Below are 16,955 nucleotides of genomic sequence, written 5' to 3'. Positions count from 1 at the left end.
TAATGAAATAAATGGAGGTGGCATACTTGTTAAAATGGATTATTCAAATTGCGTTTGTTTTAATTGGTGGAACATTGGGTTTACTATTCTTACCGCACTTATACGATCTTTTTAATTTATCTAACAACCCTTGGATTCACAATCCGTATATATCTGTTTTAGTTGGAGCAATTTTGTTATACGTGGCTGCGTTATTTATGACCGATTACTTAATTAACTTTATCAAGTGGATGGAAGAACGGTTATTAAAGGCGCCAATTGGAGATTTGTTATTCGGAACACTTGGTCTGGTAATAGGCCTAATCGTTGCGTTTTTCCTAGGTTCTGCTCTTAATAATATTGCTATACCAGGTATTGGATCGGTTGTGCCCGTACTATTGTCAATTGTTTTGGGATACTTAGGGTTTCAAGTCGGGTTTAAAAAGCGTGATGAGCTTCTTCAGGTTTTTACTCCTTCTAAACAAAATAGTAGCAAAAAGAAAGCAGTGGATGATGATACCCAAGAATTGAGTCTAGGAACTTATAAATTGTTAGACACAAGTGTTATTATTGATGGTCGTATTGCTGATATTTCGACAACGGGATTTATTGAAGGAGTTTTTGTCGTTCCACAATTCGTTTTGACTGAGTTACAACATATTGCGGATTCCTCGGATACGCTTAAACGAACAAGAGGTCGTCGGGGGTTAGATGTTCTGAAAAAACTACAAACGGAACGAGCTTCTGCCGTGTTAATCGTAGAGGAAGACTTCGAGGATATCCAAGAGGTAGATTTAAAATTAGTTCGTCTCGCTAAAAAGATGAATGGAATCGTTGTAACGAATGATTTCAATTTAAACAAGGTTTGTGACCTGCACCAAGTACGGGTTTTGAATATTAATGACTTAGCTAATGCGGTAAAGCCGGTCGTTATTCCCGGGGAAATAATGCATGTTGTTGTCATTAAAGATGGTAAAGAGCACAATCAAGGTGTTGCATATCTAGATGATGGAACGATGATTGTTGTGGAAGGTGGTAAAGCATATATCGGACAGGCTATAAATGTAGAAGTGACAAGTGTGCTTCAAACATCGGCCGGTCGAATGATATTTGCAAAACCACAAGACTCGAAATAACGAAGAAGGGTTGTTTCCTTTGCTAAAGGAATACGCCCTTTTTCTGTGTGATGGAGGATCATTAACATGTTGTATACTGTTTTAATACCAGCTGCAGGTAGTGGGAAGCGAATGGGTGCCGATAAAAATAAGTTATTTTTGAAGCTACGAAATATTCCTATTTTGGTACATACTTTAAGAGTTTTTGACAAAGATCCTAATTGTGAACAAATAGTATTGGCTGTGAAAAAAACGGAACAACTATTCATTGAACAGCTACTTAAGGATTATCGCATTACAAAGGTTTCTGCAATTGTAGAGGGTGGTAATGAGCGTCAGCATAGTGTATATGCTGCTTTAAAAGCAGTTACATCTAAAGAAGTAATTCTCGTTCATGATGCAGCAAGACCATTTATTCATCAGGAAGTAATTCAACAATTAGTAAAAGCAGCAGTTGCTTCTGGGGCAGCGGTTGCGGCAGTTCGGGCAAAAGATACAATGAAAAAAGTAGAAGATGGTATAATTCAAGAAACAGTCGATCGAGAAAGCTTATGGATTATTCAAACGCCTCAAGCATTTCAGTATGCATTATTAGAAAAAGCAGAAAGACTAGCAGAAGCAGAAAATTTTCTTGGGACAGATGAAGCAATGCTCGTAGAAAGATTAGGAGAGCGCGTTCATATTGTGGAAAGCACCTATGATAATGTAAAAATGACAACGAGTGAAGATCTTCTATACGGAGAGGCTATTTTAAATAAGCGGGAGCAGGAGGAACAATAAATGATGCGAATTGGACAAGGTTTTGATGTACATGAATTTGCGGATAACCGTCCGTTAATAATAGGTGGGATTGAAATTCCATATGAAAAAGGGTTAATTGGTCACTCAGATGCAGATGTATTACTACATACTGTTACAGATGCGGCTTTAGGCGCGATTGGAGAAGGCGATATTGGCAGACACTTCCCAGACACAGACCCAGAATTTAAAGATGCAGATTCGGCGAAGCTACTAGAGCATATTTGGAAGCTAGTAGATGCTCGTGGATATAAGTTAGGGAATATCGATTGCACCATTATTGCACAGAAGCCAAAAATGGCACCATATATTGAAACGATTCGTACGCGTTTGGCGGAGTTACTTCAAGCGGATGTTTCTCAGGTAAATGTGAAGGCTACTACAACTGAAAAACTTGGATTTACAGGGCGCGAAGAAGGAATAGCATCGATGGCTACAATATTGCTTCTTAAGAAGGACTAACTTTAAAAAACATATAAGCAATGGTAGAATGAATGAAGTTTACACTTAATTCAGCAAGAGTTAGAACCCTTGCGGAATTAAGTGCAGCCTCCGGCGGATGTCACAGACTTTGTAGGGAGTTAATTGAGCTAGCTCAATTCAAAGTCTGGACACAAATACGCCAAGGCGGATTTGAATTGAACGAAAACTAGGAGGATACACTTATGACACAAGAAGTTCGCGTACGCTACGCACCAAGTCCAACAGGATTTTTGCATATTGGAGGAGCACGTACAGCATTATTTAACTACCTATTTGCACGTCATCATAATGGTAAATTTATTGTTCGTATTGAAGATACAGATATAGAACGTAATGTAGAAGGCGGCGAGTTATCGCAGCTTGAAAACTTAAAGTGGTTAGGAATAGACTATGATGAATCTGTAGATATTGGTGGACCTTATGCGCCATATCGTCAAATGGAGCGTCTAGATATATATACAAAGCACGCAGAGGAAATGTTAGAAAAAGGACATGCCTACAAATGTTTCTGTACTTCTGAGGAATTAGAAGCAGAGCGTGAAGTACAAAAAGAAAAAGGTATTGCAGCTCCTATGTACAATGGTAAATGCCGTCATTTATCAAAAGAAGAGGTACAAGCCAAAGAAGATGCGGGCCAAGCCTACACGATTCGTATGCGTGTACCAGAAAATATAACTTATACATTTGAAGATTTAGTTCGTGGATCGGTTACTTTTGAATCTAAGGACGTTGGTGACTGGGTATTAGTGAAAGCTAATGGGATTCCAACATATAACTATGCGGTAGTATTAGATGATCACTTTATGGAAATCTCTCATGTTTTCCGTGGGGAAGAGCATTTATCGAACACACCAAAGCAACTAATGGTTTTCGATGCATTCGGATGGGCATATCCTAAGTATGGTCACATGACATTAATCATCAATGAAAATCGTAAAAAGCTTTCAAAACGCGATGAGTCGATTATTCAATTTGTTACTCAGTACAAAGATCTTGGGTATTTACCGGAAGCAATGTTTAACTTCTTTGCATTATTAGGCTGGTCGCCTGAAGGAGAAGATGAAATTTTCACTAAAGAGGAATTCATCAAAAACTTCGATGTGTCACGTCTTTCAAAATCACCATCGATGTTTGACAAACAAAAGCTTACATGGATGAATAACCAATATATTAAACAACTGCCACTTGAAAAAGTAGTAGAGCTTGCACTGCCACATCTTCAAAAAGCAGATCTACTTCCAGCTGAATTATCGGAAGAAGAACTTACGTGGGCAACAAAGCTTATTGCTCTTTACCATGAGCAAATGAGTTTTGGTGCTGAAATAGTTGAATTATCTTCATTATTCTTTGACCACGAAATTGCATATACTGAAGAAGCAACAGAAGTGTTAGCTGGGGAGCAGGTTCCTGAAGTTATGGCTGCCTTCAAAACACAGCTTGAAAACTTAGATGCGTTTGAAGCAACAGAGATTAAAGCTGCAATTAAAGCGGTGCAAAAAGAAACTGGTCATAAAGGGAAAAACCTTTTCATGCCAATTCGTGTAGTAACGACTGGTCAAATGCACGGTCCAGAATTAGCTGATGCCATAAGTTTAATTGGAAAAGACAAGGTTATTGCTCGCGTTGCCAAGTTTGCAAAACAATAAGATTGACTTTCCGCTAACAAGGTGTGAAAATGGTGTTACAAATTCGAAAGCGAAACAAATAGTAAAGCGAAGACGAGGAGAAGTAAGTAAAGCATACTCTTTAGAGAGGACCATCACCGGCTGAAAGTGGTCTGAGCCTATGAGTTACTGAAATGCACCTTCGAGCGTCATGCCGAAGTTAAGTAGGCTGAACGTATCATCTGCGTTAAAGATGTCGAGTGGGAAAAGTAATTGTGTTTTCCAATCAGAGTGGAACCACGCAACTTGCGTCTCTGTCTATATTTTTATAGACAGAGACTTTTTTTATGGAGAAAAATGAAAGGGGTGGAGATCCTGTGTTTGAACGGATGAAGGAAGATATAGCAGTAGTATTCGAACAAGATCCAGCAGCTAATAGCAAGCTAGAGGTTGTATTAACATATGCAGGTTTACATGCCATTTGGAGTCATCGCATTGCGCATGCATTATTTAAAAAGAAATTCTTTTTCTTAGCACGTGTCATTTCGCAAATTAGTAGATTTTTTACAGGTGTAGAAATTCACCCAGGAGCAACAATTGGGAGACGTTTTTTTATCGACCATGGCTCGGGTGTAGTAATTGGAGAAACTTGTGAAATCGGAGATGATTGCACGATTTATCAAGGTGTCACACTAGGTGGTACCGGGAAAGAAAAAGGAAAGAGACATCCAACACTTCATAATAATGTTCTAGTTGCGACAGGAGCAAAAGTATTAGGATCGATAACAATTGGGGAAAATAGTAAAGTTGGGGCTGGCTCGGTTGTATTAAAGGATGTACCTACTAATTCAACTGTTGTTGGTATTCCGGGTGTCGTCGTCATTCAAGATGGTGTAAAAGTGAAGCGAAATCTCGATCATCAAGACCTACCGGATCCGTTTGCTGACCGATGTAAACAAATGGAAGCCAAAATAGAGGAGCTTCATAAAGAAGTTGACTGTCTAACGAAAGAAAAGGAGAGAAACTGGTCATGACAATCCAAATTTTCAATACATTAAAGCGCGAAAAAGAACCGTTTATCCCACTCGAAGAAGGCAAGGTCAAAATGTATGTGTGTGGTCCAACTGTTTACAATTATATCCATATAGGTAATGCTAGACCTGTAATTGTCTACGATACGGTAAGAAAGTATCTGCAATATCGCGGATATGACGTGACGTACGTTTCTAACTTCACAGACGTGGATGATAAAATTATTAAAGCGGCAAATGAACTCGGAGAAGATGTCTCAGAGCTTACGGAACGTTTTATCAACGCTTACTTTGCGGACGTGGAGGCACTTGGCTGCAATCGAGCAGATTCACATCCTCGTGTAACAGATCACATGGATCAAATTATTGAATTCATTAAAGTGTTAGAGGAAAAAGGCTACGCTTACGAATCACAAGGAGATGTTTATTACCGCACGAGAAAATTTGATGGATACGGTAAGCTTTCTCATCAGTCTGTAGACGATTTAAAGGTCGGAGCTAGAATTGAGACTGGCGTAAAAAAAGAAGATGCATTAGACTTCGCCCTTTGGAAAGCTGCAAAACCTGGAGAAATCTTCTGGGAGAGCCCTTGGGGGCAGGGGCGTCCGGGATGGCATATTGAGTGCTCTGTAATGGCACGTGAAATTTTAGGGGATACAATTGATATTCATGCTGGAGGTCAGGATTTAACTTTCCCTCACCATGAAAATGAGATTGCACAGTCAGAAGCTAGAACTGGTAAAACATTCGCGAGATATTGGATGCATAATGGGTATATAAATATAGACAACGAAAAAATGTCGAAATCACTCGGTAATTTTGTATTAGTGAATGATATTCGCCAGCAAATTGACCCGCAAGTTTTACGTCTATTTATGCTAAGTGTTCATTATCGAAATCCTATTAACTATTCAAAAGAATTGGTCGAGCAAGCGGAGGCTGGTTTGGATCGTATTCGCACAGCGTACGACAATTTAGTTCATCGCTTAAGTACCACTGCAAATTTAGGGGATCATGAGGATATTTGGTTCCAAAAAATCGCCGATGTGAAAGTGCAATTTGAGATAGCGATGGATGATGACTTCAATACAGCAAATGGAATAGCAGCTATTTTTGAATTGTCGAAACTCGCGAATACGTATTTACAAGAAAAACAAACCACTGAAGGCGTATTAAAACAATTTATATCCGTTATGGATTTATTAACGGCTGTCCTTGGACTTTCATTTGCCAAGGAAAAAGAAGTATTGGATGAAGAAATCGACGCATTGATCGAGGAACGCAATCAGGCAAGAAAGGATCGTAACTTCGCTCGTGCAGATGAAATTAGAGACCAATTAAAAGAGCTAAATATTATTTTAGAAGATACTGCACAGGGTATCCGATGGAAAAGAGGATAAACTTGTGGGAAATTTAAAGCTATCGGATGTCAAACAATTAAATTCTTTAGCGCTTGCCTATATGGGTGATGCTGTTTTCGAACAAGTTGTGCGAGAACACCTCATCCGCTCTGGGCGGGTTCGACCAAATATTTTACACAAAGAAGCTACTACTTATGTATCCGCAAAAGCACAAGCGATGATTGTAAAAGAAATGCTAGATAAAGAGTTTCTAACAGAGGATGAACAAGCAGTACTTCGAAGAGGGCGTAATGCAAAATCAGGATCAGTTCCAAAAAATACTGATGTTATTACTTATCACCATAGTACAGCGTTTGAAGCAGTCATTGGGAGTCTATACTTAAGTGAACAAACAGAGCGTTTGCAAGAAGTGCTGCATTTTTCGATTAACTTTATAGATGAACAGAAAGGGGCGAAAAAATAAATGGTGGAAAAAAATGATCAAATGGAGCAAACTGGAGAACTTATTGCTGGGAAAAACCCGGTAGTTGAAGCTCTTCGTGCTGGTAGAGATATGAACAAGGTTTGGCTAGCGGAAGGCATTCAAAAAAGTGGCGTATCGGAAATTATCCAACTAGCCAAAGATGCTGGAATAATCGTGCAGTTCGTGCCTAAAAAGAAATTGGATAACTTAACAGATGCAAACCATCAAGGGATAGTCGCATCGGTTGCTGCATATCGTTATGCGGAATTAGACGATCTATTTGAGCTGGCAGCTAGTAAACAAGAGGATCCTCTTTTCATTATTTTAGATGAAATTGAAGATCCTCATAATCTTGGTTCTATCATGCGAACAGCAGATGCGGTAGGAGCTCATGGAATTATTATTCCGAAAAGAAGAGCGGTCGGACTTACAGCGGTAGTTGCAAAAGCATCTACAGGAGCGATTGAACATATTCCTGTCTATCGTGCAGGTAACTTGGCCCAAACAGTGGATGAGCTAAAAGAGCGCGGTGTATGGATTGCTGGAACAGATGCTGCAAAGTCTACTGATTATCGAAATATGGATGCGACACTTCCTCTTGCCCTTATTATTGGTAGCGAAGGAAAAGGAATGAGTCGACTGTTAAGAGATAAATGTGATTTTCTTTACTATTTGCCTATGGTCGGTCATGTAACAAGTCTTAATGCATCGGTAGCAGCCTCTGTCTTGTTATATGAAATATGGCGCGTTAGAAATCCGCTAAAAGGATAAGAAGATGCAAATTCTACTTGTCGATGGATATAATATCATCGGCGCATGGAGCGAGTTAAGAAAGTTAAAAGAAATAAAATTATTAGACGCTAGAGACCGCTTGATCGAGCTAATGGCAGAATACAAAGCATATACAGGCGTTCGAGTGATTGTAGTATTTGATGCGCACTTAGTGCCTGGTATCGAAAACAAGAAGAAACAATATGACGTAGAAGTTATTTATACGAGAAAAAATGAAATAGCAGACGAACGTATTGAAAAGTTAACGAAAGAATTGAGTGGTAGAAGAGTTCAAATTTACGTAGCGACATCCGATCTGACTGAGCAACGAATTATATTTGGTCAAGGGGCCCTGAGAAAATCAGCAAGAGAATTAGAAATTGAAATGTTGTCGATCTCCTCCAAAATATCCAAAAAAGTAAAGAGTATTCAAGTGGATAAGCCGGTTTCTAACATTCCATTAACAGAAGAAATTGCAGAAATTTTCGAAAAATGGCGAAGAGGAATGAAATGATTCATTGACGCTATAAATTTCCTTCCTGTATACTGGGAATAACTATTCATGTTAGCTGAGGTGACTTCATTGGAAAAGACAGAACAGAATCTGCATTTGGATAGTTTACTAGATGAAGAGCTTGTGGAATTGGTTCATCAAGGAAACACTGAAGCACTAGATTTTTTAATAACAAAATACCGTTCTTTCGTCCGTATGAAGGGAAGATCCTACTTTTTAATAGGGGCTGATAAAGAAGATATTCTCCAAGAAGGAATGATCGGATTATATAAGGCGATTCGAGATTTTAAGGAAGAAAAACTTGCTTCTTTTCGAGCTTTTGCCGAATTATGTATCACTCGACAAATAATAACCGCTATTAAAACAGCTACTCGTCAAAAACATATTCCGCTAAATTCCTATGTTTCATTGGACAAGCCCATATACGATGAGGAATCTGATCGAACATTGATGGATATGATTGCTGGTTCGGTAATAGATGATCCGGAAGAATTAATCATCAATCGAGAGGATTACGATTATATGGAAGGGAAGATGGCTGAAATACTAAGTGAGCTTGAACAACAAGTACTCGCCTTATACTTAGATGGTCAAACTTACCAAGAAATTTCCGAAGAATTGAACCGTCATGTTAAATCTATCGACAACGCTTTGCAACGAGTGAAGCGTAAACTAGAACGTTATATGGAGATTGGTAGTAACTACGCATAACTGGGATTTTGTTGACATCATTTGTATAAGATGATAATCTTGAAAAAGACTTATGTGCTTAAAAAAGGTGATATTATGGTAAAGAAGACTGTCTTAAGCTGTGTCCAATGTGGCAATCGTAATTATACGGTTCCTACATCTAAAGAAAATGTAGCAATTCGAATAGAACGTAAAAAGTATTGTGCACACTGCAATATGCATACACTTCATAAACAAACGTTATGATTATAAAAATAAGATAGATTTTTTGTGTGGGGGTTTAGCTAAGATGGCTAATGTTAGTGGGTTTTTCAAAAATGTAATGAGTGAAATGAGAAAAGTAAGCTGGCCTAGACGTAAAGAGCTTACTAAGTACACAGTAATTGTACTTGCTACTGTAGTAATAATGGCTCTATTTTTTGCTGTGGTAGATTTAGGTATCTCTGAATTGTTCCGTTGGTATTTGGCATTATAATAAGTAGCATGTAAATATTTGAAAATAGCCCGTCTTATTAAACGAACGGGTTTTTTCATTTGTCTTGAGAAAAGGAGGGAACGGACGATTAGTCCTGACACTATGGAAAAAAATTGGTATGTTGTTCATACGTACTCTGGGTATGAAAACAAAGTAAAAGCAAACTTAGAAAAACGAGTAGAAACAATGGGTATGTCGGATAAAATATTCCGTGTATACATTCCTGAACAAGAAGAGACGGATTTTAAAGACGGCAAAAAACGTGTCGTAGTTAGAAAAACGTTTCCTGGATATGTTTTTGTGGAGCTTATTATGACAGACGACGCTTGGTATGTAGTTAGAAATACACCAGGTGTAACTGGGTTCCTTGGTTCTTCTGGTGGAGGGACAAAACCAACACCTTTAGCTCCAGAAGAAGTACAATCTATGCTAAAACAAATGGGCGATGGTGATCGCGTGGTAGAGGTGGACTTTACTGTCGGAGAATTGGTTGAAGTATTAGAAGGACCTTTTGCACACTTCCAAGGTAAAGTAGAATTGATTGATATAGATAAAGGTAAAGTAACTGTTTCTGTAGATATGTTTGGTCGCGAAACGAATATGGAATTAGATTTCGATCAAGTTATTAAAATATAATTTCCGTTTCCACTTGCTAAAGGTGGAAAATAGTGATATCATTTCAAAGGTCAGACTTAAAATAGGTCTGTATTAATTTTTCTAATGTTATCAGCGCAGAGCTGAGAGACAGATATTTGAGTGGGAGGGGCAACCCAATTACCACATCACGGACTTAAGGAGGTGTGTCTCGTGGCTAAAAAAGTGATTAAAGTTGTTAAATTACAAATTCCTGCTGGTAAAGCAAATCCAGCACCGCCGGTTGGTCCAGCATTGGGTCAAGCAGGTGTTAACATCATGGGATTCTGTAAGGAGTTCAACGCACGTACTGCAGATCAAGCAGGTCTAATCATTCCGGTTGAAATTTCTGTATTTGAAGATCGTTCATTTACTTTCATTACAAAAACTCCGCCGGCAGCAGTGTTACTTAAAGTAGCAGCAGGTATTCAATCTGGATCAGGTGAACCGAACCGCGTAAAAGTGGCGACAGTGAAACGTGAAAAAGTTCGCGAAATCGCAGAACAAAAAATGCCAGATTTAAACGCAGCATCTGTTGAAGCAGCTATGTTGATGGTTGAAGGTACTGCACGCAGCATGGGTATTACGATCGAAGACTAATACTTAATGTGCATTTTGATATGACGCATTGTTTTTTGGAAGGTTGTAGTTGTTCATATAGGATAACTGCAACCTTTACACGTGGGAGGTTTATTCCGCTAAAACCACTATCAAGGAGGACATTTATAATGGCTAACAAAGGTAAAAAGTTACAAGAAGCAGCTAAATTGGTAGAAGCTTCAAAATTATACTCAGCTAAAGAAGCTGTTGAGCTTGCTAAAAAAACAAGCACAGTTAACTTCGATGCAACTGTAGAAGTTGCTTTTCGTTTAGGGATCGATACTCGTAAAAATGACCAACAAATCCGTGGAGCAGTAGTACTTCCGAACGGAACTGGTAAAACACAACGTGTATTAGTATTTGCTAAAGGTGAAAAGTTAAAAGAAGCAGAAGCTGCTGGTGCAGACTATGTAGGCGATACTGAATATATTAACAAAATCCAACAAGGATGGTTTGACTTCGACGTAATCGTTGCAACACCTGACATGATGGGTGAAGTTGGTAAAATCGGTCGTGTACTTGGACCAAAAGGTTTAATGCCAAACCCTAAAACTGGTACAGTTACATTTGATGTAACAAAAGCAATCGAAGAGATTAAAGCTGGTAAAGTAGAATACCGTGCTGACAAAGCAGGGATCATTCACGCTCCTATTGGTAAAGTTTCTTTCGAGGACGACAAATTAGTAGAAAACTTCTTAGCTGTATTTGATGTAGTTCAAAAAGCTAAGCCTGCAGCATCTAAAGGTGTTTACATGAAGTCTGTGAATATCACGACTACTATGGGACCAGCTGTAAAAGTTGACGCACAATCAATTAAATAATAGTTGACAGTTAAAAGTTTATCTGTTAAGATGGCTTTTGTTGTTAAATATACATTTGTACCGAAGACAGTAGGAGCGATTCATCGCTTAATTTCCTACCGAGGACAAGTAAATTCAGATTCTTTTAAGATGATGACTTTCTGCCTCTGTGTCTATTCGTAGAACAGAGGCTTTTCTTTTGTCGGTATAAATGGCCAATTCTTATAGGAGGTGCCAAGATGAACAAAGCAATCGAAACAAAAAAAGTGCAAGTTCAAGAAATTGCTGAAAAGTTTAAAGCTGCTGCTTCCGTAGTAGTTGTTGACTATCGCGGTTTGAATGTTGCACAAGTAACAGAATTACGTAAACAACTTCGTGAAGCTGGTGTGGAATTCAAAGTTTACAAAAACTCACTTACACGTCGTGCGACTGAAGTTGCTGGCCTTGAAGGTATTAACGAAAGCCTTGTTGGTCCAAACGCAGTAGCATTTTCTAACGAAGATGTAATTGCGCCAGCTAAAATCATTAATGATTTCGCTAAAAAGAATGAACAACTTGAAATTAAAGTTGGTGTAATCGAAGGAACTGTAGCATCTGCTGAAGATGTGAAAGCATTAGCAGAACTTCCATCACGCGAAGGACTACTTTCTATGCTTCTTTCAGTACTTCAAGCTCCAATGCGCAACTTTGCGCTTGCAACAAAAGCTGTTGCAGAACAAAAAGAAGAACAAGGCGCATAATTTATTACGCGGCTTAAATACTACCAAACGGCTTATAGCCTAAAATTATCCATAATAGGAGGAAAATAAAATGAATAACGAACAAATCTTAGAAGCTATCAAATCAATGACAGTTCTTGAATTAAACGACTTAGTAAAAGCAATTGAAGAAGAATTCGGTGTTACTGCTGCTGCTCCAATGGCAATGGCTGCTGGTGGCGGAGCTGCTGCTGCTGAAGAAAAAACTGAATTTGACGTAATCCTTACATCTGCTGGAGACCAAAAAATCAAAGTAATCAAAGTGGTTCGTGAAATCACTGGTCTTGGATTAAAAGAAGCTAAAGAATTAGTTGACAATGCTCCAAAACCTCTTAAAGAAGGCATTTCTAAAGACGAAGCAGAAGCTTTCAAAGCACAACTTGAAGAAGTTGGCGCAGGCGTAGAAGTTAAGTAATTTTTGTACAGTTCGAAGAAAAAAGCTCGTCAGTAAACGACGGGCTTTTCTTCGTATGTATTATGGAGGGTGATTTGGTGTCTGATCATTATTACTCTAGGAAACCTCAAACAGAAAGTAAACCACGGCAATGGAATTTTACATTACTAGGGTATAACTTTCGATTTGAAACAGATGCTGGTGTTTTTAGTAAAAGCGAAGTAGATTTTGGCTCCCGTGTATTAATCGATGCTTTTGAAGCGCCGGATCTAGAAGGCCCAATTTTAGATATTGGTTGTGGATATGGGCCAATAGGTCTTTCTATTGCAAAAGCAAATGAGGGAAGAACAGTTCATTTGGTAGATGTTAACACACGTGCAATCCAACTTGCAGAAAAAAATGCTGCTGCTAACGGGATACAAAATGTACGAATCTATGAAAGTGATGGATTGTCAGCGGTTGACACTGCAAACTTTGCGGCTATTATAACTAATCCACCGATTCGCGCTGGAAAAGAAACTATCTTTCGTTTCTATGATGAGGCTTATGAAAAGTTAGTTTCAAAGGGAGAATTGTGGGTTGTGATTCAAAAGAAACAAGGGGCACCATCAACTTTTAGTTATTTAGAAGAGGTTTTTGGTCAGGTTGATGTTGTAGAAAAGTCTAGAGGTTATTGGATTATCAAAGCTACAAAGATTGACTTGACAAAATCGCTATGATATTATAAGAAAATGCAAAATTATTATTTTGAGGACGTATGCCCTTTTGAATAAATAGAAGTAGAAATGGGTATACTTGCCGAGAAAAAGTTTGGTTAATCGAAAATGAGCTCTTATTAAGAACTCGTTTTCTTTTTGTCTTTCGATATCATACACCAAAATGTTCATATCGAAAAGACCTAATATCGCTTTATTGAGGGGTGAATGAGTTGACAGGTCAACTAGTTCAATACGGACAACACCGCCAACGCAGAAGTTTTGCGCGTATTAGTGAGGTGCTGGAACTACCGAATCTAATCGAAATTCAGACGGCATCTTATGAATGGTTCCTTGAAGAAGGTTTACGTGAAATGTTCAAGGATATTTCACCAATCGAGGACTTTACAGGCAATCTATCACTTGAATTTGTCGACTATAGTTTAAACGAACCGAAGTATTCAGTCGACGAATCGAAAGAACGTGACGCAACATACGCAGCACCACTACGCGTAAAAGTACGTCTCCACAACAAAGAAACGGACGAAGTGAAGGAACAAGATGTCTTCATGGGTGATTTCCCATTAATGACTGAAACTGGAACTTTCGTTATTAACGGAGCTGAGCGCGTAATCGTATCTCAGTTAGTCCGCTCACCAAGTGTTTACTTCCATGATAAAACAGACAAAAACGGTAAAAAAGGTTTTGGGTCAACTGTGATTCCAAACCGTGGTGCATGGTTAGAATATGAAATCGATGCAAAAGACGTAGTTTACGTTCGTATCGATCGCACACGTAAATTACCAGTTACTGTTTTACTTCGCGCATTAGGCTTTGGATCAGATCAAGAAATCATCGATTTAATCGGTGACAATGAATATTTACGTAACACGCTAGAAAAAGATAATACAGAAACGTCTGAAAAAGCGTTACTGGAAATCTATGAGCGTCTACGTCCTGGTGAACCACCAACAGTGGAAAGTGCAAAGAGCTTGCTATACTCTCGTTTCTTTGACCCAAAACGCTATGACTTAGCGAATGTTGGTCGTTACAAAATGAACAAAAAATTGCATATTAAAAATCGTTTGTTTAACCAAACAATAGCAGAAACGCTAGTGGATCCGGAAACAGGAGAGATTTTAGTAGAAGCTGGCACGTTGATAGATCGTCGTGTACTAGATCGTCTAATTCCTCATCTTGAAAACGGCATTGGCTTCAAAACATTATCACAAGTAGGTGGTGTTTTAGAAGACGATATTACAATCCAATCGATTAAAATTTATGCTCCAAACGATGAAGAACAAAAAGAAGTTAATGTTATAAGTAACGCGTATGTAGAAACAGAAGTAAAAAACATTACGCCTGCTGATATCGTTGCATCTATTGGTTACTTCTTTAACCTATTGTTCAACGTTGGGAATACGGATGATATCGATCATCTAGGTAACCGTCGTTTACGTTCTGTAGGTGAGTTGCTTCAAAATCAGTTCCGTATCGGTCTTTCACGTATGGAGCGTGTGGTACGTGAGCGTATGTCTATTAACGATACACAATCTATTGTTCCACAACAATTGATTAACATTCGTCCAGTTATTGCATCTATTAAAGAGTTCTTTGGTAGCTCGCAATTATCTCAGTTCATGGATCAGACGAACCCACTTGCTGAATTGACGCACAAACGTCGTTTATCAGCTCTTGGACCCGGTGGTTTAACACGTGAGCGTGCAGGATTTGAAGTACGTGACGTTCATTACTCTCACTATGGTCGTATGTGTCCTATTGAAACTCCTGAGGGACCAAACATTGGACTTATTAACTCGCTTTCTAGTTTCGCAAAAGTAAACAAATTTGGATTTATTGAAACGCCATATCGTCGTGTTGACCCGGAAACGGGATTAGTTACTTCACGTATCGACTATTTAACTGCTGATGAAGAGGATAACTATGTAGTAGCACAAGCTAACTCTCCATTATCTGATGAAGGAGAATTCCTGAAGGAAGAAGTAGTAGGTCGTTTCCGTGGAGATAACACTGTGTTTAGAAGAGAACAAATTGATTACATGGACGTTTCGCCGAAACAAGTTGTTTCTGCAGCAACAGCATGTATTCCGTTCTTAGAAAACGATGACTCCAACCGTGCCCTAATGGGAGCGAACATGCAACGTCAAGCTGTTCCATTATTAAACCCAGAAGCTCCATTCGTGGGAACTGGTATGGAACACGTGAATGCTCGTGACTCAGGTGCTGCGGTTATTGCAAAATACCACGGTATTGTTGAGCATGTTGAAGCAAAAGAAATTCGTGTTAGACGTATTGAAGAAGTGGACGGTAAAGAAGTTAAAGGTGATTTAACAGCTTATAAAGTTCATAAATTTGAACGTTCAAACCATGGTACATCTATAAACCAACGTCCAATTGTAAAAATTGGAGATCGTGTTAAACCTCTTGATATTCTTGCAGATGGTCCTTCTATGGAACAAGGAGAGCTTGCGTTAGGACGTAATGTTCTTGTAGCTTTCATGACATGGGATGGATACAACTATGAGGATGCCGTTATTATGAGTGAACGTCTAGTGAAAGATGATGTATATACTTCCGTGCATATTGAAGAATATGAGTCAGAATCACGTGATACAAAACTTGGGCCAGAGGAAATTACGAGAGATATCCCTAATGTCGGTGAAGATGCATTGCGCAACTTGGACGACCGTGGAATTATCCGTATTGGGGCAGAAGTTCGTGATGGAGATATTCTTGTTGGGAAAGTAACCCCAAAAGGTGTTACAGAACTAACAGCTGAAGAAAGATTACTACACGCAATTTTCGGTGAAAAAGCTCGTGAAGTTCGTGATACTTCTCTACGTGTACCACATGGTGCAGGCGGAATTGTATTAGACGTAAAAGTATTTAATCGTGAAGATGGCGATGAGTTATCTCCAGGTGTTAACCAATTAGTTCGTGCTTATATCGTTCAAAAACGTAAAATCTCCGTTGGGGATAAAATGGCAGGACGACATGGTAACAAAGGGGTTATCTCGCGTATTCTTCCTGAGGAAGATATGCCATTCCTTCCAGACGGCACACCAGTAGATATCATGTTAAATCCACTTGGGGTACCTTCTCGTATGAACATTGGGCAAGTATTAGAGCTTCACTTAGGTATGGCTTCAAGAATTCTTGGTATTCATATGGCGTCGCCAGTATTTGATGGCGCCAACGAAGAAGACGTTTGGAACACAATGGAAGAAGCAGGACTTAATCGTGACGGTAAAACTATCCTTTATGATGGACGTTCAGGTGAACCATTTGATAACCGTGTATCTGTAGGGGTTATGTATATGATTAAACTTGCGCACATGGTAGATGATAAGTTACATGCTCGTTCAACTGGACCTTATTCACTAGTTACGCAACAGCCTCTAGGAGGGAAAGCGCAATTTGGTGGACAACGTTTCGGGGAGATGGAAGTATGGGCACTAGAAGCTTATGGTGCTGCTTATACGTTACAAGAAATTTTAACAGTAAAATCCGATGACGTTGTTGGACGTGTGAAAACATATGAAGCAATCGTTAAAGGTGAAAGTGTACCAGAACCAGGAGTTCCTGAATCATTCAAAGTATTGATCAAAGAACTACAAAGTTTAGGTATGGATGTTAAGATGCTTACAATCGACGAAGAAGAAATTGAGCTTCGCGATCTTGATGAAGATGATGATATTCCAGCAGCTGACGCACTTGGTATTTTACCAATCGCATCAGAGGAAGAACCAGTTGGAACAGTTGAATAAGTA

19 protein-coding genes and 2 other annotated features are annotated in these 16,955 nt (G+C 38.9%); all 19 genes read left to right on the top strand.

The window, feature by feature from the left end:
- The first annotated feature begins 26 nt into the window (after positions 1-26).
- The 19 genes from ACIQX2_RS16640 to rpoB all read left to right on the top strand — a co-directional run bounded on the left by ACIQX2_RS16640 (position 27) and on the right by rpoB (position 16,952).
- Positions 27-1,115, top strand: a complete 1,089-nt coding sequence (locus ACIQX2_RS16640; protein ID WP_402852901.1) for a PIN/TRAM domain-containing protein — start codon at positions 27-29, stop codon at positions 1,113-1,115.
- A 66-nt stretch (positions 1,116-1,181) separates the two neighbouring features.
- Positions 1,182-1,874 carry a 2-C-methyl-D-erythritol 4-phosphate cytidylyltransferase gene (gene ispD, locus ACIQX2_RS16635; RefSeq protein ID WP_402852898.1) on the top strand — a complete coding sequence of 231 codons (693 nt, stop codon included), beginning with the start codon at positions 1,182-1,184 and terminating at the stop codon, positions 1,872-1,874.
- Positions 1,875-2,354, top strand: coding sequence for a 2-C-methyl-D-erythritol 2,4-cyclodiphosphate synthase (gene ispF, locus ACIQX2_RS16630; RefSeq protein WP_402852895.1), 480 nt, complete (start codon positions 1,875-1,877; stop codon positions 2,352-2,354).
- A 203-nt stretch (positions 2,355-2,557) separates the two neighbouring features.
- The gene (gene gltX, locus ACIQX2_RS16625; protein WP_402852893.1) at positions 2,558-4,021 is read left to right on the top strand and encodes a glutamate--tRNA ligase; all 1,464 of its coding nucleotides are present in this window, start codon (positions 2,558-2,560) and stop codon (positions 4,019-4,021) included.
- Positions 4,022-4,081: 60 nt separating this feature from the next.
- Positions 4,082-4,298 (top strand) — a binding site (T-box leader).
- A gap of 58 nt (positions 4,299-4,356) precedes the next feature.
- The gene (gene cysE, locus ACIQX2_RS16620; RefSeq protein ID WP_402853291.1) at positions 4,357-5,013 is read left to right on the top strand and encodes a serine O-acetyltransferase; all 657 of its coding nucleotides are present in this window, start codon (positions 4,357-4,359) and stop codon (positions 5,011-5,013) included.
- The gene (gene cysS, locus ACIQX2_RS16615) at positions 5,010-6,410 is read left to right on the top strand and encodes a cysteine--tRNA ligase (protein ID WP_402852890.1); all 1,401 of its coding nucleotides are present in this window, start codon (positions 5,010-5,012) and stop codon (positions 6,408-6,410) included. Before cysE ends, cysS begins: the two co-directional genes overlap by 4 nt.
- 4 nt (positions 6,411-6,414) lie before the next feature.
- Entirely contained in the window at positions 6,415-6,834 is a 420-nt protein-coding gene (locus tag ACIQX2_RS16610) for a Mini-ribonuclease 3 (protein WP_402852887.1), read from the top strand.
- Complete coding sequence (gene rlmB / locus ACIQX2_RS16605; RefSeq protein WP_402852884.1) at positions 6,835-7,605, top strand: 23S rRNA (guanosine(2251)-2'-O)-methyltransferase RlmB; 771 nt, start codon at positions 6,835-6,837, stop codon at positions 7,603-7,605. It abuts the gene before it with no gap.
- A 4-nt stretch (positions 7,606-7,609) separates the two neighbouring features.
- A complete protein-coding gene (locus ACIQX2_RS16600; protein ID WP_402852881.1) occupies positions 7,610-8,119 on the top strand; it encodes an NYN domain-containing protein in 510 nt (169 codons plus the stop codon).
- Between the two features lie 69 nt (positions 8,120-8,188).
- Positions 8,189-8,830: an RNA polymerase sporulation sigma factor SigH gene (gene sigH / locus ACIQX2_RS16595; protein ID WP_371326730.1), complete on the top strand. Its 642-nt coding sequence runs from the start codon at positions 8,189-8,191 to the stop codon at positions 8,828-8,830.
- Positions 8,831-8,869: 39 nt separating this feature from the next.
- Positions 8,870-9,055, top strand: coding sequence for a 50S ribosomal protein L33 (rpmG, locus tag ACIQX2_RS16590; protein WP_402852879.1), 186 nt, complete (start codon positions 8,870-8,872; stop codon positions 9,053-9,055).
- Between the two features lie 43 nt (positions 9,056-9,098).
- Positions 9,099-9,284 (top strand): preprotein translocase subunit SecE, encoded by a 186-nt coding sequence (gene secE / locus ACIQX2_RS16585; protein ID WP_402852876.1) that lies wholly within the window; start codon positions 9,099-9,101, stop codon positions 9,282-9,284.
- 102 nt (positions 9,285-9,386) lie between these two features.
- Positions 9,387-9,920, top strand: a complete 534-nt coding sequence (gene nusG, locus ACIQX2_RS16580; protein ID WP_402852873.1) for a transcription termination/antitermination protein NusG — start codon at positions 9,387-9,389, stop codon at positions 9,918-9,920.
- 171 nt (positions 9,921-10,091) lie between these two features.
- On the top strand, positions 10,092-10,517 hold the full coding sequence (gene rplK, locus ACIQX2_RS16575; RefSeq protein ID WP_139176005.1) for a 50S ribosomal protein L11: 426 nt from the start codon (positions 10,092-10,094) through the stop codon (positions 10,515-10,517).
- A gap of 128 nt (positions 10,518-10,645) precedes the next feature.
- Positions 10,646-11,338 (top strand): 50S ribosomal protein L1, encoded by a 693-nt coding sequence (rplA, locus tag ACIQX2_RS16570; RefSeq protein WP_402852870.1) that lies wholly within the window; start codon positions 10,646-10,648, stop codon positions 11,336-11,338.
- A 42-nt stretch (positions 11,339-11,380) separates the two neighbouring features.
- Positions 11,381-11,524, top strand: a sequence feature (ribosomal protein L10 leader region).
- Between the two features lie 32 nt (positions 11,525-11,556).
- A complete protein-coding gene (gene rplJ / locus ACIQX2_RS16565) occupies positions 11,557-12,057 on the top strand; it encodes a 50S ribosomal protein L10 (protein WP_402852867.1) in 501 nt (166 codons plus the stop codon).
- A 70-nt stretch (positions 12,058-12,127) separates the two neighbouring features.
- Positions 12,128-12,490 carry a 50S ribosomal protein L7/L12 gene (rplL, locus tag ACIQX2_RS16560; protein WP_402852865.1) on the top strand — a complete coding sequence of 121 codons (363 nt, stop codon included), beginning with the start codon at positions 12,128-12,130 and terminating at the stop codon, positions 12,488-12,490.
- Between the two features lie 77 nt (positions 12,491-12,567).
- Positions 12,568-13,188 carry a class I SAM-dependent methyltransferase gene (locus ACIQX2_RS16555; protein WP_402852862.1) on the top strand — a complete coding sequence of 207 codons (621 nt, stop codon included), beginning with the start codon at positions 12,568-12,570 and terminating at the stop codon, positions 13,186-13,188.
- 209 nt (positions 13,189-13,397) lie between these two features.
- On the top strand, positions 13,398-16,952 hold the full coding sequence (gene rpoB, locus ACIQX2_RS16550; protein ID WP_402852859.1) for a DNA-directed RNA polymerase subunit beta: 3,555 nt from the start codon (positions 13,398-13,400) through the stop codon (positions 16,950-16,952).
- The last annotated feature ends 3 nt before the right edge of the window (positions 16,953-16,955 follow it).

It is taken from the genome of Psychrobacillus sp. NPDC096623, from assembly GCF_044762655.1.
Taxonomy (GTDB): Bacteria; Bacillota; Bacilli; order Bacillales_A; family Planococcaceae; genus Psychrobacillus.
The sequence above is the reverse complement of the archived record's forward strand: the minus strand, read 5'-3'. Positions and strand labels throughout refer to the sequence as shown.

Excerpts from the sequence above, each read along its gene's own strand:
- rlmB (WP_402852884.1), top strand. The coding sequence starts at position 6,835 with ATGGTGGAAAAAAATGATCAAATGGAGCAAACTGGAGAACTTATTGCT.
- cysS (WP_402852890.1), top strand. The coding sequence starts at position 5,010 with ATGACAATCCAAATTTTCAATACATTAAAGCGCGAAAAAGAACCGTTT.
- rplJ (WP_402852867.1), top strand. The coding sequence starts at position 11,557 with ATGAACAAAGCAATCGAAACAAAAAAAGTGCAAGTTCAAGAAATTGCT.
- gltX (WP_402852893.1), top strand. The coding sequence starts at position 2,558 with ATGACACAAGAAGTTCGCGTACGCTACGCACCAAGTCCAACAGGATTT.
- ispD (WP_402852898.1), top strand. The coding sequence starts at position 1,182 with ATGTTGTATACTGTTTTAATACCAGCTGCAGGTAGTGGGAAGCGAATG.
- rplA (WP_402852870.1), top strand. The coding sequence starts at position 10,646 with ATGGCTAACAAAGGTAAAAAGTTACAAGAAGCAGCTAAATTGGTAGAA.
- ACIQX2_RS16600 (WP_402852881.1), top strand. The coding sequence starts at position 7,610 with ATGCAAATTCTACTTGTCGATGGATATAATATCATCGGCGCATGGAGC.
- nusG (WP_402852873.1), top strand. The coding sequence starts at position 9,387 with ATGGAAAAAAATTGGTATGTTGTTCATACGTACTCTGGGTATGAAAAC.
- secE (WP_402852876.1), top strand. The coding sequence starts at position 9,099 with ATGGCTAATGTTAGTGGGTTTTTCAAAAATGTAATGAGTGAAATGAGA.
- ispF (WP_402852895.1), top strand. The coding sequence starts at position 1,875 with ATGATGCGAATTGGACAAGGTTTTGATGTACATGAATTTGCGGATAAC.
- rplL (WP_402852865.1), top strand. The coding sequence starts at position 12,128 with ATGAATAACGAACAAATCTTAGAAGCTATCAAATCAATGACAGTTCTT.